This window comes from Nonomuraea sp. LP-02, from assembly GCF_036289125.1.
Lineage (GTDB): Bacteria > Actinomycetota > Actinomycetes > Streptosporangiales > Streptosporangiaceae > Nonomuraea > Nonomuraea bangladeshensis.
Map to the genome: position 1 here is coordinate 6,674,834 of NZ_JAXCLK010000001.1, position 13,542 is coordinate 6,688,375.

The window sequence follows — 13,542 nt, forward strand, 5'->3', positions numbered from 1 at the left end:
TCGACAACATCCTGTGCTTTGCCGCCTTCCTCGCGAGTAGCCTTATTTCACATGGCTCGGCACTTGACGTCGCTCCGGGGACAATGTCGATTTGCACCACATGAGTGGTAGGTCAGCTTGTATATCGAAAGCATCACTCTGCAGAACTTTCAGTGTTTCGGCCCAAACAAGACAGAGATCGGCATTGATGCCGGATTCACCGCGCTCATCGGCGGCAACGGGTCTGGAAAGACCGCAGCTTGTCAAGCACTGGTCCGGCTCTTCGGCGTCAGCACCGGTGATCGGACGGTTCGCGTCGACGATTTTCATGTGCCGGCAGGAGAAACCTCTCCGCCCGGCAATCGAAGCCTCACCATCGAGGCGGTGCTCGCTTTCCCTGAACTGGATGAGAACAACGACCTGGGCCGCGTCACCGTTCCTGAGTTCTTCCACCGGATGGCCTCCACCGCCGACGGTTCGTTCAAGTGTCGCATCACCCTGAAAGCGACGTGGGAAGCCGACGGCACCCTGGACGGCTCGGTCACCGAAACGCGAGAGGTCGTCCTGACCCTCGACGAGGACTACGATCCCGTCCTCGCCCACCCGCTGCCGCCGGCCGAGCGGTCCCGCATTCAGGTGATCTACGTTCCAGCGTCGCGTGACGGTGCTCGCCAGCTGGCCGCGTTCCTGCGCAGCCGGATATGGCGTGCCGCGCGTTGGTCGCCTGACATCCGCGACCTCATCGCCCAGAATGCTGCGATGATCGCGGGCCGCTTCCATGGCGAGCCGAGCGCCAGTGTCGTGGAGGCGACGCTGGCACGTAGATGGAAGGAACTCCACGACGCCGACACCCATGCCATACCTCGCCTCCGCCCGCTGGAAGGTGATCTGGCACAACTGCTGCGTGACACGGAGCTGGTGTTCGAGCCGACGCACACCGGCAAGCCCCGATCAGCCGACCTGCTGAGTGACGGCCAGCGTTCCCTGCTTCACTTGGCGCTCACTGCGGCCGCGCTCGATATCGAGGGCGGCCTGGCAGACGGATCCCACGCGGAAGTGTTCGACCTGGGCAACGTCCAGCTGCCCACCCTGACGGTTGTGATCGTGGAGGAGCCGGAGAACAGCCTGTCGCCGTTCTACCTGTCGCGCATAGCCGGCCAGCTGAAAGAACTCAGCGCGGGCCCTCGCGTCCAGGCGATCATCGCCAGTCACTCCGCTGGTGCGCTGGCCCGCATCGAGCCAGAAAAGATCCGCTACTTCCGGCTGGATGCAGCTTCTGGCACCGCGTTGGTCCGCCCCATCACCCTTCCGGAGGAGGACACCGAAGCCGGCAAATACGTGCGCGAAGCGGTCAGAGCACATCCCGAGCTCTACTTCGCCCGGTTCGTCCTCCTCGGAGAGGGGGATTCGGAGCAGATCGTCATCCCTCGTGTGGCCGAAGCGCGGGGCATTGCTCTTGATCCCTCCTTCGTGGCGATGGTCCCGCTCGGCGGGCGCCATACCAACCACTTCTGGAAACTCCTCAACGACCTCGGTATTCCCCATGCCACGCTCCTGGACCTTGACTACGGCCGTGCTGATGGAGGGGGTGGGCGGCTGCGTGACGCCTGCGCCCAGCTGCTTGCCCAAGACGTAGATGTGTTCGCTGGTCTGGGCGGATACGAGAAGCTTGCTGATGTCACCGCTGATATTTCCTTTGACCAGGCCGAGAGAATCGCCGCGCACCTTCGGTCCTTCGGCGTGTTCTTCAGCAGCCCTCTCGATCTTGATCACTGTATGGTCCGGGCCTTCCCGGATGCCTACTTGGTCCTCACCGACAGTGAGCGCGGCCCCCACTCCTCTGATGCGCGCGAGAGCGTGCTGGGAGCCGGCCACCCCCCGACCGCTTACTGGTATCCCGGGGATCAAGAGCAGAAAGCCGAACGCGACGAAGAACTGCGCTGGTACAGATACTTGTTCTTGTCCCGGTCGAAGCCCGGCACTCACTTAAGCGCACTCACCCGGTTGACCGATGACGAGTTGAAAAACGGTCCAGAGGTTCTCAACGAGTTGGTTGGCTTCATTCAGCGGAGGCTTTCGCTGTGACCGGTCGCCTGGTGAAGGACGCCAATGCTTGGCGTCCGGTCGGGATCGACAATCTGGAACCGGCAGCTTGGCAGGCACTCCGGTCGACAGGCTCGTGCTCGGTCACCGCCGGCCCCGGCGCGGGGAAGACCGAGTTGCTCGCGCAGCGGGCCGCATACCTCCTTCAAACCGGAACATGCCCGCCTCCTCAGCGCATTCTCGCGATTTCCTTCAAACGCGACGCCGCGGCGAACCTCGGCAGCCGCGTGCGTTCGCGGATTCCCGAACACGCCTGGCGGTTCGACTCCATGACCTTCGACGCCTTCACGAAAGGTCTCGTTGACCGATTCAGACTCGCTCTGCCGGACAGCTGGGCCATGCCTGGCGAGTACACGATCCGGCACCCCTCTCGCGGGGAGATCAGGTCGTTCCTGAACCGGCTGTTGCGGGAAGCGCCTTGGACGCTGCGTTCGGAGATCCAGTCATTCGATGCCGAGACATTCCTTCCTCACGTAGTGGGCGGATGGGATCTGCCTCTCGTCCGTCCGGAGGATCCGCTGGATGATCCCGTCGCCTTCGCTGCCCTTGAGTGGTGGAACCGGCACTACGTGCCTAACAACCAGCCGCTACTCGACTTCATCATGATCAACCGCCTGGGGGAGCTCTTGGTGCGGGCGACCCCCCGGCTGCGGCGGGCGCTCCGCCTGACCTATCCGTTCGTTTTCGTCGACGAGTTCCAGGACACCACAGCGGCACAACTTTCTTTTCTTCGCACGCTGTTCGCCGTTCCCGGTGCCGATCCCGGAAGCTTCCCTCGCCAGGCCCGGGCTGGGCACGTGGACAAGCCAGTTGTCACCATCGTGGGGGACCACAAGCAGCGCATCATGGGCTTCGCCGGTGCGCTACCCAACGCTTTCGCAGCCTTCGCTGCGGACTTCGCCCCCGAAGCGCATGAGCTCACCTGGAACTACCGTTCATCAGATCATCTGGTGGGCTTCCACCACACCGTCGCCCGCCGGCTGGATCCGTCAGCACCACGGGCGGTCTCCAAAGCCCAGCACCCACCTGCTGATGAACCCATCGGGCTGTGGATCTTCAACGATCGGCAGAGTGAGGCACAGACAATCGCCGGATGGATAGCCAACGACATTGCTGCTTCCGACCGCAGAGCGTCGGACTTCGCGCTCGTCGCGCGGCAGAAGGTCGCTGACATCGATCCCCACTTTCAACCCGCGCTCGCCCATCACGCGATCCGCTTGCGCAATGACGACGCCAGTGTCGGAAGGATGAAACTGCAGGACCTGCTGAAAAACGAGGTCGCGCACCTCGTCATCGGGATGCTACGTCTGGCTGCGACACCGGTTGGGCTCCCGCAGGTCTGGATGGACGTGACGGCCGCGATCGGGCGCATCCGCGGAACCGGCGGTGACGAGGGGGCTGCCCGCATCCTCAGCGACGAACTTACCGCCATCATCGTGGCGCTACGTGCCTGGCTCCGCGAGCATCAACCGGCCCCGGAGCTCTTGGCCGACGCCCTGAAGCAGGTGGTGGCGGCTATCGGATACGACGCACTCCGCCGCCACAGCCGCGGCGAGAGCCTCCGGGACATCCTCGACAGCGTTCACGCCCGGCTCCAGCAGGTCACCGTCCCTACTCCAACGCTCGACTGGTCAACCGTTCTTGAGGAGTACGAAGCCGCGGATGCCGTCGGCCTCCTGACTATCCACCGCAGCAAGGGCCTTGAATACCACACCGTTTTTTTCCTAGGCCTCGATGACGACCAATGGTGGGCGCACGCGAAAAACGTTCGGGATTCCACGTCGGCCTTCTTCGTCGGGCTGTCCCGCGCGGCGCAACGCCTGGTCTTCACCACGACCTCCCCGTCAGCCCGCGCAGGCGGGATCGCCGACCTGTACGACCTGCTCACCCAGGCAGGTATCAGAGAACGCGTAGTCAGTGAGCAGGCTTGGCCTGGAACCTGACCGCCCCATGGAACGGTCGGATCCGGTGAACTCATGTACTCCCTGTCATCCTGGTTGCGATCCGGAAGCAGGTGCGGGCAGCAGTGATGTGGGGGATACAGGCGCTCGAGTCGGTCGGTGTGGACGGCGTAGATGAAGGGGCCAGGACTGCCCTCTGTGCCAAGCTCAAGTGAGACAAACAGGGACTAAGTTCCTTAACTGACATGAGCAGGGCGAGAACGGGTACGACGCGCAGTGACCATGACCAGCCACGATCTTCAACACGGAGACAGCCCTCGAGGCGACCGGCCCAAGCGGCGGCACTTCTCCACCGAGTACAAGCTGCGGATCGTCGCGGAGTACGAGGCCGCCCCCGAGGGTGAAAAGGGCCGGGTGCTGCGCCGGGAAGGCCTCTACAGCACCAGCATCGACCTGTGGCGACGCCAGCGTGACAACGGCGAACTGACTCCCGCGAGCCCGACCACCGGGCCACGTGCCCGCAAGACACCTGAACAGCTGGAACTGGAGCGGCTGCGCAAAGAGAACGCGGCACTGGCCCGGGACAAGGCCAAGGCCGAGAAGAAGCTCGCCCAGACCGAGGCAGCGCTGGACATCATGGGAAAAGGTTTCGCGCTCTTGGAAATGATCTCCGAGAGCGCGGACAACGAGCGCTCGTGACCATCTGCCGGCGCGAGACGCTCGGCCTGCTCGCCACCGTGCTGCCGATCAACCGCTCCTGCACACTGGCCGGGGTTCCGCGCGGCTCCTACTACCGCGGCCTGGCCGCACCGGCCGAGCGCGAGGCGATGCCGCGTCCCGCACCGCCCAACAAGCTGACCGAGGCCGAACGCGAGGAGCTGATCGGCGTGCTCAACAGCACCCGGTTCGTCGACAAGGCGCCCCGCCAGGTCTGGGCCGCGCTGCTGGACTCCGGCGCCTACCTGGCATCGGTCTCCACCATGTACCGGCTCCTGCGTGAGCGTGACCAGGTCCGCGAGCGCCGTGCCCAGGCCCGCCACGAGTCCCGCAAGAAGCCCCATCTGCTGGCCCGCGCCCCCAACGAAATCTTCTCCTGGGACATCACCAAGCTGCACGGCCCCGCCGACCGGCAGTACTACGACCTCTACGTCATGATCGACATTTTCTCGCGGTACGTCGTGCACTGGGAGGTCCACCCGCGCGAGTCCGGCGAACTGGCCGCCACCTTCATGCAGAACGCGATCCGCGCCAACGGCGGCATCGCGCCCGCGGTCATCCACTCCGACAACGGCACCTCGATGACCTCCCGCGCAGTCACCGATCTGCTGTCCACCCTCGACATCGTCAAATCACACTCCCGGCCGAAGGTGAGCAACGACAACCCCTACTCCGAGGCGGCGTTCAAGACCCTCAAATACTGCCCGGTCTTCCCCGGACGGTTCGCCTCCCTGGCCGACGCCCGAGCCTTCTGCCAGCGGTTTTTTGACTACTACAACCACGAGCACTACCACGCGGGCGTCGGGCTGCACACCCCGTTCACCGTGCACATGGGCACCGCCCACGCCATCCAGGACAAGCGGGCCGAAACCATCGAACGCTTCCGCTCGGCCAACCCCCACCGGTTAACCCGCACGCCCCGGCTCCCCAAGATTCCGCAGGTCGCCTACATCAACCAGCCGGAAGAGGCCGCCTAGCGATCAGACCAGCCAACTCCCTGTCGCATTTGACTTGACACCTTCCGGGCGGGCAATCACAGCGGGAGGTGCTGCGGGCCCGCTACCGCGTGCTGGCCGCGATGCGGAGCCAGGCTGCCGATCAGGGACGGTTTCTCGGTGGACGGCCGCCGTACGGCTATCGCTTGGTCGACGCGGGTCCGCATCCGAACCGGGCGCACGCCCATTGGGGGCGCCGTCTGCACCGGCTTGACCCCGACCCGGCCACGGCACCGCACGTACGGTGGATGTTCGCGCAGCGGCTGGCGGGTGTCAGCGTGGCGCGGATCGCCCGGATGCTGAACGAACGCGGCGTACCGTGCCCCTCGGACGTGGATCGCGAGCGCAACCCGCACCGATCCGGGCATGCTTGGACGCTACGAACCGTCGCCGCGATCCTCAGCAATCCGCGCTATACCGGTCACCAGGTCTGGAACCGTCGGAACAGCAGCGTCACCGATCCAGCGGCGCGCGGCTGGAACGCGTCCCAAGAGTGGGCGATCTCGACGAAGCGGAGCCATCCGGCACTGGTCAGCGACGACGACTTCGTCGCCGCGCAGGCGGTCCGGGCTGCTCGACCCACCCAGGACGGCGGTCCCCGCGTCTATCTGCTCGCGGGCCTACTGAAGTGCGGGTTCTGCGGGCGTCGTCTGGATTCGCATTGGGCGAACGGACGTCCCGGCTATCGGTGCCGTCACGGCTACACCAGCGCCAGACCTCGCGAGGCGTCCGGCCCGAAGTTTCTGTACATGCGTTAGGACCGGCTGCTGGCCGGGCTGCTGGCAGAACTATTAGCGCATGCGGGTGGGGGAGGACGAGAGGGGCCGGCAGAGATCGTCTCTGCATTACGAGCCAATGGCCTGGTGATCGTCTGCCACGCGGCGACCCGTGTCGTAACTGAACTCAATGCAGAAGAGCCCGCCCCTCAGGGCAGGCTCTTCTTGGGGTAATCCTGGTCCGAGGCTGAGTCACACTGGACGCACATGCCCCAGCGTTATCTCCATCCCTATGCACCACATTCCTGTGGCCTGACGTACTACACCCGGGCCCGGTTGGGCGATCAGCCGGGCTATTCACGTCCGCCCGCATCTCACACGTCCAGTTGTACGGGCTCCCCTCCTCCTTTGCGGCGATCGGCTGCCACCGGGCTTGGCGCCAGGTGCGAAGAATCGGTTCACACCGGCTCGGGAGAAGCCAGGAACTTGTTAGCGGGCCCCGATGATAGTCCAGGTGCCACCGTCGGCTCGCACCAGGAGCGGAGTGTCGCCAATGGCAACGGTAAGTGCGGAAACGGCCGTAGGGCGGCGGCTTGTTTGGGTAGGTGGGGCGCGGTATTGAGCGCTGCATCGATGTCAGCGAGCTCGGGCTGTGGCTCGCTTGTGAAGGTTACGTTGACACATGCGGGTGCCGCTCGGAGTCGACGAGGTGAGCGTTGGAGTTGGCGTCAAGGCCGGCGAGTGCGAACTCCTGGGACAGGCCCGCAACATCTCTTACCCGCCCGCTTCCGAGAGCATAGAACCGGTACATCAGCACGGTACCTACGAGCCACGGCAGGAAGTCACGCTGAAGCGCGCTTCAGCCCAGATGTTCAATCGTGACGTTGTTCCAGCGCTGCGCGAGATACTCCGCGACTAGACGACGGTGACAGTGCTGCGCCTTGTCTTCGCTACAGAGCAAGACCGCATTATTGATCAGATTCTGTGGGATTGTATCCTCGATGTGACGATGCTGCATGAGTTCCAAGAAACGGTCCTCGTAAGCAGTCCAGCTAGTGCCATGCTTCTTGTAGTCGTCGAGCATGGGTTGCGTCGGCGCCAGATCGAGTCGGTGAGCGTAAGCAACGCCACAGATCTCCTTGAGGAAGTATTTCAGGTCATCGCGCTTGGCGAAACCTGCCAGTTGTGAGACGTTGTTCAAGCGTACATCAACGAGCGTTCTCACTCCGGCTTCATGCAACAGCCCGAAAAACTGCTCAGCGGTTTTCCTCGTGAAACCAATCGTATAGATCTTCATCTTCTTAGTGTCCCATTGCTGCAAAGTCTTCGTTGAAGTATGCGATCTGGCGCTCCTGGCGACTCAGCGCCTGTTCTAGGCGTTCGGTTGACGTGTAAAGTATGTCATCCTGGTCTAGGCCGAATTTGGCCATGAGACGCTGCATCGCCGAGGTGTGGCTCTCGGCATGCCCGTCTCCATGGATGTGATTGATAGCGATCCCGTGCTCTGTAAGCACTCGCGCGATAAGGATTGTGCGATGGCAGTCTAGTGGTTCTTGCTCAGTGCACATGATGGTGATTCGCTCGGTTCGTGCACCCTTCAAGAGGCGTTTGATGCCGTTGGCGAATTCGGAAGTCTGGGCGAGTCGCCGGTACTGTACCCGTCCGTCGACGTAGCAGGTAGCGTCGTTCGTACGCGCTCCAAGTTCTCTGCCAAGGAATACATACTTTATGCCGACGTTGTGCAAAGCGCGCTTCGCGATTTCTCGGTTGAACTGGGGGTTGAACCGACTGATTGGTATCGAGCGCACATCCGCGACAGCCGTGATTTCGTGCTTTCCTAGTAGGTTCAAGAAATGCGAGAGGCTATGTGTGGAGTGGCCGATTGTGAGTAGGGTGCTGGGTGTCACTTCTTGCTGCCTATCCCGATCTTCGCTCGCTCCATAATGGCTGCGACTAACTTGTAAGTATATTCATCGGTATGCGGTTCGCCGAGGCTCACTGTGATGAATGTTTCACCTATTTCATAGATGCCGTCTCGCTTGGCGAGGTATGTTTGCTCATAATCCGGGTCGGTCACTGAGAGTATATATTGAGAGCCTGCATGCCGGAAATGTGCCCTAACAACCCGCCGCGTCGAATCGCCGAACGCTATACCAGGGGCGTGCACCTGCAGCCTCACGCGGCTGACCCGGATAAGCTTCAGCGAATCCCCTAGCATGTCCGCTTGCTGAGTTGGCACGCGGTCGTTGCTCCCGTGGTACGAGCTATATCCGTTGATCCATAAAGGCCCGTGATGCTGCTCGAGTGTGAGTAGATCGTCCCATCCGGCTCGGCCAACTTTCCTCCAGCGCTGATCGGGATCGAGGAGCCAATTCTCGCTCTGGTAGTTGTGTGGCTGAGGCTGGAGTAGCGGCACGGATATGACGTCGAGGACACGCGGGTCTGAACCGTCCTCAAGTTGCCGCTCACCCTGGGAGACTTCGCCGGTTGGGCGAGCACTGACGGGGCGTATCCACCCTGTCTGGCTACCCTCAACGATCCCCGCGACGCATCGCCCCGCGTGCTTACGGGAGTTCGCCAGACACACGAGCGTCTTGTTCGTTGTCACGAGCATCCTCCAAATTCGATGCGTCGAACCCGTCAAAACGGTAACGCAGAGCGCCGACATGGAACAGCGGTCAACTTCCGTCCGGACACCGAGATCCTTGTGCGGACCAAGGGAGCCTCCTATGTGGCCCGCGCATGGCACCGTGTGCCCTCCTCCGTGGGCGGCTTCTCCTGCTCGTATTGATTTAGGTGAGCGACGTACCCGTCGATCTCGGCAACGTTTGGGGAACTGGGCCGAACTTACCCGCTCTCGGTCGCGTTCTCGGAGCGGTGTAAATAGCTCGACGAGGTAGGTGCCGTGGATGGATCTTAGGCGGCCTCGGTGACGGGTGCCAAGGCCGGATCGTCGGTCGGGTGGAGCTGAGCGGGCGGGCGGAGCAGGGCCCGGCGGAGGTCGTGCAGGATGCGCAGGCCGTTGCTGGTCATGGTGAAGCCGCGCCAGCCGCGTGAGGCGCGATCGAGTACGGCCCACATGAGTGAGACGCAGCTGGTTTCGCCGGGGAAGCGGCCGATGACCTTGACGCGGCGGCGGGTCTCGCCGAAGGTGCGCTCGATGAAGTTGGAGTGCCGCACGCGCTTGTGGTGCTCGATCGGGAAGCGCAGGTAGGTGGTCAGGCTCTGGCGGTCGGTGAGTAGGCACTTGACCGCTGCCGGGTAGCGGCCGGTCCAGGACTCGGCGAAGGCGTCGATGCGCCGCTGCACCCAGTCCACCAGGTGCTGGCCGGGCTTGACGTTCTCGCCGAGATCGCTGAGGTCGAAGATCTGCCAGTAGGCGGCCTTCACCTCGGCCTGGTCGCCGGCGCTGACCTTGGCCAGTACGTTGCGGGCGCGATGCACGAGACACCGCTGGCGCAGCGAGCGCGGACATGCCTGTTCGGCGGCGCTGATCAGGCCGGGCGCGCCGTCGGAGACGATCAGCAGCGGCGGGTGCAGACCGCGGGCGATCAGGCCGGTCAGGAAGTCGTGCCAGGCGTCGGTGGATTCGGATCCGGCGGCGGCCAGGCCGACGAAGACCGGCCTACCGGCGGTGGTGATTCCCCAGGCGGCCAGGCTCGGCCCGCTGCCCGTCGTGCATCTTGAAGTGAGAGGCGTCCAGGAACAGGTAGTCCAGCTCCACCGCGGCGAGGTCGCGCCGGCACCAGGCGTCGTACTCGGCGACGATGGCCTGGCAGATGGTCGAGACCGTCGACTTGGACAGCGCGGCCTCCGGGCCGAGCGTCGGCCAGCGCTCCTTCGACGTCACGCGTCGAGAGGCCGCGCACGAAGGAGGCGATGACCAGAGCCTCCACCGCGTGGGTGCGGGTGACACCGGTGCCGAACAGGCGGGAGGCGAACCTCTCGTTGGTGCCGCGCAGCTTCGGGCGGGCGATGGTGGCGCCGTTCTTGGTGCTGGTGGCCAGGGTGCCGCGGGGGTGTAGGTGTAGTCGGTGCCGTCGCCGGTGGTGAGGCGATTGCGTTCGTCGTAGGCGAAGGTGGCGTTGCCGGCACGCGGTCCCCCGTAGCCGCATCGAGGGCGCCGGCCAGGGTGGCCACGGTCAGCCCGAACCGGGCCCGGAAAACGGCGTAGCCCGGCCTTGGCTCACTACCGAGGAACTGCTGCACCATCGCCAGAATGTCCCGGCTGACCGACGCGCCCGAGCACATCACCGTCAGGCAGGCTCCGACCTGCCGCTCCCAGGGTTCGGTCAGCTCGCACTCCTCCAGGACGTTCCGGGCCGCGTGGGGTGCACCATGCAGCGTTTGAAACCGACTCAGCAAATAGAGATGGCCCAGCTCGGTGATTCCGCCTGCAGTCGCCCTATCTGCTCCGATCAAGTTCCGATAGTTCAGACGCGATGACGGGCCGATGACAAGCCGGAGGGCCCGTTGCTCCCCGCGGCGCACAACACCGCGCCGTCTCGCCCTCACTCCTACTGGCAGCCGTCCAGCAGGCTGGCTGCCCGCTGGGTGTTTCCTAGTTGGGGGCGCGCACGCAGATCAGCTGCTGCATCCGCCGGCTTACTCTTGACAGCTCCTGTCTACATAGCTCCAGCGCTCGTTTATGCAGGTGAGCTGCTTGCGCATACTCATTGTGAGGTCGTTGGCTGTCCTAATGTCCAATTTGTCCGTGTAGTTGATCTCATTGTGCTCGCTCTGTCTGAACTTGGTTGCAAAAGAGTTGGTTACGGTCTAGTCTGAGCATCGAAGGAGTCGAAGGCGTCGAAGGTGCGAAAGGAACTTGGGGAAGCAAAAGGACGTGAGATAATCATGCGTGAGATTCTTGTAGACGAGGATGTTTACGCCTACCTCCAGAGCAGAGCCCAGGCGTGGGTGGAAGAGCCCAACGATGTCCTACGGCGGCTCCTTTTGGGGGCACCGGGTACGGAGCAGGGCGCCCTCAAGCCGTTGATCGAGGCCGGGCTGCTGCAACCCGACGAGCAGCTTATTTGGCGTAGGCCCCGTCTCGGCAAAGTCCATAACGCGACGGTGCTGGCCGACGGGCGCCTGCGTATCGAAAGCGGTGAGGTATTCGTGAAGCCCTCGCCTGCTTGTAAGGCACTGTCTGGCCAGGAGGCCGATGGGTGGGCGGCATGGCGGCGAGTTTTGGACGGCCGCAGCCTCAAAGAGCTTCGGCTTACTCTCAGTCGCTCGTAAATAACTTCAATCATAAAGATTAAGGAGGCTGGCGCTGCGGGGCAGCGTAGATTCAGTAAGGGTCGGGCCGATTTGTGCGCGAATGTACTGAGAAACAAGACGGCAATCGTTAGAGTGGCTGCCACCATTCTTATGGGAAGTGTTAAGGACGTGAGCGAGCAAGGGCTGAGAACCTAGTCGCCGTTTCGCGGTGGTGGCTGTACGCCAGCGGCGGCCGACATTGACCGGCTTGAAGACGGTATCCCAAGCGTCGTCGACTTGACCTCCAGCGGGGCGATGTCTGTTGGTCTTGTCGTCGTTGTAGAGCACGGTGCCCTCGGGTAGGTCGATCTGTTAACCAGCAGGTCTCCCTCTTCCTGGCCGAATGTACGGCGGTCACTATGAAGTCGGTCTCTCCATGGAGAGTGAGTACCAGCCGGCTGGGATTTTGGTGATTCGTGTAGGGGCAACCTGGTGGCCTTCTCCGTGTAGGTCTTGTCGGCGTGCGCGCGGTTCCCGGAAGACGAGTGCAGTGATGGCGATGATCAGTGGCGCCAGTAGGTGGCGGAGCATCAGATGCCTCCTCTGGGATGGTGCTGTTGCTTGGGATGGTTTGTTCTTCCGTGCGGGACTCTGTTGGTAGTCAGGGTCCTCGCAGAGGCTCGGCTTATGTTCGCAGGGTAAGCCCATGCGAGGCGCCGTAGGACAGGCAATCGTGAGTTCTCTTCCTGGCTGAGCTGTTGTGCCCTAGTTTCCTGTGAGCTCTATTCGCAATAGATATTATCGTGTCGGCTGATCATCAACATGTCCGTTAGAATGCGACGCACGATCTCCCTGATGTTCTTAGGCAAGGATCGAGCTTGGCGTTGCTGGTGAGGCGGTAAGCATGGATCCACTGAAGTCCTCCGACCCTCGACAAGTCGGAGACGTCGTGCTGCACGGTCGGCTCGGCAGCGGGGGCATGGGACAGGTGTTCTACGGAGTAACGCCGGACTCTGAGCCGGTGGCTTTGAAGGTCATCCGGGAGGAGTTCTTCGACAAGGCCGAGGTGCGTGAGCGGTTCGCCCGGGAGATCGACGCGTTAAGAACAGTCCAGAGCCCCTATGTCGCGGCTCTGGTGGACGCCTCAGAGGACGACGCCGACAAGCCGTGGCTTGCGGTGGACTACGTTCGCGGCTTGAACCTGCGCGAATTTGTCGACTCCCAGCAGACGCTCGGCTCGGTGGACGCTGCTGCCCTGGGAGTCGTGCTTGCCGACGCCCTCGCTGCCCTTCACCTGGCGGGTCTCATTCACCGCGACCTCAAGCCGGCGAACATCCTGATGAGTGTTGATGGCCCCAAGGTCATCGATCTGGGTCTGGTCGCCTTTGCTGAAGGTCCTACTGATCTCACGACTGATACGTCGATGCTCGGCACCCCAGTCTGCATGGCACCGGAACAGGTCACAACGCCCACGCAGGTCACTGCGGCTGCGGACGTACACGCTCTGGGGGCGACACTTCTGTTCGCCATGACCAAGCACTATCCCTACGACGGTCGCCCGAACAGGGACAAGATGCTCATTGACCTGACGAACCCAGACGTCGCTCCCGACCTGAGCGGCTTGCCGGATGGCTTCGAGCCGATCATCGCCGCAATGCTCGCCTACGATCCGGCGACACGTCCCAATATTCCGCAGGCCAGAGCATGGCTGAGCGACCTGGCGACTACTGGAGGGATCACTCTTGCGGTTGCGGTCCGCCAGTTGGCTGCCGCAACATACATCGTGCGCGACACCGATCCTCCCGAGGTCGATCCGCCTCTGACGAAGCGACGTAATCTCAGCGAGGTGGTCCTCCCAGGCTCTGTCGTCGCCCTGCTTGCGGAGCGACTGCGCGATACCTACGCCTGCAATTCCCGTTTGTAAGGAGA

At 63.0% G+C, this 13,542-nt stretch carries 10 protein-coding genes and 1 pseudogene; 7 read left to right on the forward strand and 4 right to left on the reverse strand.

What is annotated here, in order from left to right:
• Nucleotides 1–117: 117 nt before the first annotated feature.
• From SMD20_RS31515 to SMD20_RS31535, 5 genes are all read left to right on the forward strand, one after another.
• A complete protein-coding gene (locus SMD20_RS31515; protein WP_329588316.1) occupies nucleotides 118–2,064 on the forward strand; it encodes an ATP-dependent nuclease in 1,947 nt (648 codons plus the stop codon).
• A complete protein-coding gene (locus SMD20_RS31520; protein ID WP_329588318.1) occupies nucleotides 2,061–4,025 on the forward strand; it encodes an ATP-dependent helicase in 1,965 nt (654 codons plus the stop codon). The genes SMD20_RS31515 and SMD20_RS31520 overlap by 4 nt, the downstream gene beginning before the upstream one ends.
• Nucleotides 4,026–4,265: 240 nt before the next feature.
• Nucleotides 4,266–4,682 (forward strand): transposase, encoded by a 417-nt coding sequence (locus SMD20_RS31525; protein WP_329588319.1) that lies wholly within the window; start codon nucleotides 4,266–4,268, stop codon nucleotides 4,680–4,682.
• Nucleotides 4,679–5,677 (forward strand): IS3 family transposase, encoded by a 999-nt coding sequence (locus SMD20_RS31530; RefSeq protein WP_329588321.1) that lies wholly within the window; start codon nucleotides 4,679–4,681, stop codon nucleotides 5,675–5,677. Before SMD20_RS31525 ends, SMD20_RS31530 begins: the two co-directional genes overlap by 4 nt.
• 68 nt (nucleotides 5,678–5,745) lie before the next feature.
• Nucleotides 5,746–6,453 (forward strand): recombinase family protein, encoded by a 708-nt coding sequence (locus SMD20_RS31535; RefSeq protein ID WP_329588322.1) that lies wholly within the window; start codon nucleotides 5,746–5,748, stop codon nucleotides 6,451–6,453.
• Nucleotides 6,454–7,270: 817 nt separating this feature from the next.
• On the opposite strand, the gene SMD20_RS31540 is transcribed toward SMD20_RS31535, so the two are convergent.
• From SMD20_RS31540 to SMD20_RS31550, 4 genes and pseudogenes are all read right to left on the reverse strand, one after another.
• A complete protein-coding gene (locus tag SMD20_RS31540; RefSeq protein ID WP_329588324.1) occupies nucleotides 7,271–7,708 on the reverse strand; it encodes a DUF488 domain-containing protein in 438 nt (145 codons plus the stop codon).
• 4 nt (nucleotides 7,709–7,712) lie between these two features.
• Nucleotides 7,713–8,318: a DUF488 domain-containing protein gene (locus tag SMD20_RS48440; protein WP_442942529.1), complete on the reverse strand. Its 606-nt coding sequence runs from the start codon at nucleotides 8,316–8,318 to the stop codon at nucleotides 7,713–7,715.
• Nucleotides 8,315–9,079, reverse strand: coding sequence for a dual OB domain-containing protein (locus SMD20_RS48445; protein WP_442942614.1), 765 nt, complete (start codon nucleotides 9,077–9,079; stop codon nucleotides 8,315–8,317). Before SMD20_RS48445 ends, SMD20_RS48440 begins: the two co-directional genes overlap by 4 nt.
• 248 nt (nucleotides 9,080–9,327) lie before the next feature.
• Nucleotides 9,328–10,466 (reverse strand): annotated as a pseudogene (locus SMD20_RS31550) (IS256 family transposase); the annotation flags it as partial.
• Between the two features lie 799 nt (nucleotides 10,467–11,265).
• Between SMD20_RS31550 and SMD20_RS31560 the strand changes: the two are divergent.
• The gene (locus tag SMD20_RS31560) at nucleotides 11,266–11,652 is read left to right on the forward strand and encodes a hypothetical protein (RefSeq protein WP_329588328.1); all 387 of its coding nucleotides are present in this window, start codon (nucleotides 11,266–11,268) and stop codon (nucleotides 11,650–11,652) included.
• An 865-nt stretch (nucleotides 11,653–12,517) separates the two neighbouring features.
• The gene (locus tag SMD20_RS31565) at nucleotides 12,518–13,537 is read left to right on the forward strand and encodes a serine/threonine-protein kinase (protein ID WP_329588330.1); all 1,020 of its coding nucleotides are present in this window, start codon (nucleotides 12,518–12,520) and stop codon (nucleotides 13,535–13,537) included.
• Nucleotides 13,538–13,542: the final 5 nt, after the last annotated feature.